2 protein-coding genes are annotated in these 1,702 nt (G+C 68.8%); one reads left to right on the top strand and one right to left on the bottom strand.

The genetic code is table 11. The annotated features are described in order from the left end of the window. The first annotated feature begins 392 nt into the window (after positions 1 to 392). A complete protein-coding gene (locus tag HET64_RS38385; RefSeq protein ID WP_215111843.1) occupies positions 393 to 782 on the top strand; it encodes a hypothetical protein in 390 nt (129 codons plus the stop codon). 595 nt (positions 783 to 1,377) lie between these two features. Here the strand turns inward: HET64_RS38385 and HET64_RS38380 are convergent. Next, a partial coding sequence (locus HET64_RS38380; RefSeq protein ID WP_215111842.1) for a VOC family protein occupies positions 1,378 to 1,702 on the bottom strand: 325 nt, incomplete at its 5' end.

The following is a 1,702-nucleotide window of genomic DNA, read 5'->3' as shown; positions in this document are numbered from 1 at the left end:
CGACACCGAGCACGTCAACCGCTTCTGGAAGCATCGGTAGCTCAGCGAGGTCACATTGCCTCTGTTGGGCAGGGCACCTCTCCGTCGGGGTCACGCGGCCTGGCCCGGCTGGACAGACCCTTGGGCAGGCGGCGGGGTGAGCGAGGGGTCACCAGCTGTGCTTGGGTGGCCCTTTGGAAAGTCGTAACCACACGGACCGCCATATCTGAGCGCTGCCACCACGGGTTGCGCCAGGTCCAGGACCAGCTCACCGGCTAGCCCCACCGCCCGGTGTGCCAGTGCCTCCACCTGGACACATTGGTCGTAGCCGGCCCGGCTCCTGCCTCGGATACCGTGTTCCTCTGCGGGGTGCCATAACGGATGTGACGCCCCCTACCGGAGGTAGTCAGCGTATGAGTTCAAAGCGCAGCAAGAATCCAGCTCTGCCCGTACTTGACGACGCATTCCGACTGGCGTCGGTCAAGGACGCCGAAGAGTCCACCCGTGACTTGGCCGCGCGGCTGGCCACCACCGAGCTGCGCCGCGTTTCCCACCCGGGCCGGGTCACCTGGGAGCCCACCGATCAGGCCGAGCCCGTACCGGTCCCGCCGACTGTGGTCGACGGTGACGGGGACCTGTGGCTGCGGGACCGGGGCACTGGCACCTGGACCATGCCCGAGTTCGCCCCGAAGGAGTTCCCGGCCCGCTGTGGCGAGGTTCTGTCGTGGAACGAGCTTGCCCGGGAGTTCGGCCCGCTTACCGGACTGGCCGACGACCGCCGGCTCGGCGGCGGCCGGCGCTGACCGCGCAGCCTTCTGGGATGACCGCGCCCCCGAAGCGCCCGTTCCGGGTGGTTGGGAGCTCCAGTTCACCGGGCGACCATCAGGTTGCCCCAGCAGGGAGCACCCTGCTCCGGCGTGTTCCGCCGTTCTTCCGGTCCGGACATCCGCTCTCTCCTCCAGAGATCCTCGCCACGCCCAGAGCCCCCCCGGCACGGTCGACCGAGCTCACCTGCCAATCATTCCAGAACGAGGCTCCCTCACCGCGGGACCCAGCTGCGGATTTCGCCAGCCGCGGGTGGCAGACCGGGCGCCGAGTGGCTTCTTGCAGCAGCTCGCCGTAGGACCATTCCTGCAGGAGAAGAGCGGACGGGATGCGTACCGCGCGGTGTGAGGGGCAGATGGTCGTGGCGAATGGGGAGGGCAAGCCACTGCTGGCCCCGACAGGGCCGCCGGTCGTTCATGGACGTAGCCGTCGACGGCAGAGGGCTTCCCTCCGGAATTCCCGTCACGGAAGTACGCGGCCAGCTCCGGGGCGAGGTCGGCGACCTCTCGAGGAAAGTGGGTCCGCCCGCTCTATCAGGCCTGCAGCGGGCCGGGCCGCCAGGAGCTGCAGAGCTCACTCGAGGTAGTGGGCGTGCCCCTGGTCATCGAGGCCAACGGCCCCGGGACCCTCGGGGATGATGCAGAACTCGTTGCCCTCGGGGTCGGCCATCACCAGAAAACCGCCTTCGGTGTATTCATGCAGGCGTCGTCCTCCGAGCGCCTCGGCCCGCTGCTGCTCGGCTGCCGGGTCGGGAGAGGCTATGTCGAAGTGCATGCGGTTCTTCTCCGGCCTGGGCTCCCCGGCCTGTTGGAAGCCGAGGCCCAGCCCGCTCTCCCGCCGCAGCCAGATATAGGGGCCCGTACGGTCCACGATCGGTCGGCCGAGCAGCTCGGACCAG

Source organism: Streptomyces sp. McG3, assembly GCF_018619185.1.
In the GTDB taxonomy this organism is placed as follows: Bacteria; Actinomycetota; Actinomycetes; order Streptomycetales; family Streptomycetaceae; genus Streptomyces.
Note: the sequence above shows the minus strand (reverse complement) of the source record. Positions and strands in the feature narration are given on the sequence as shown.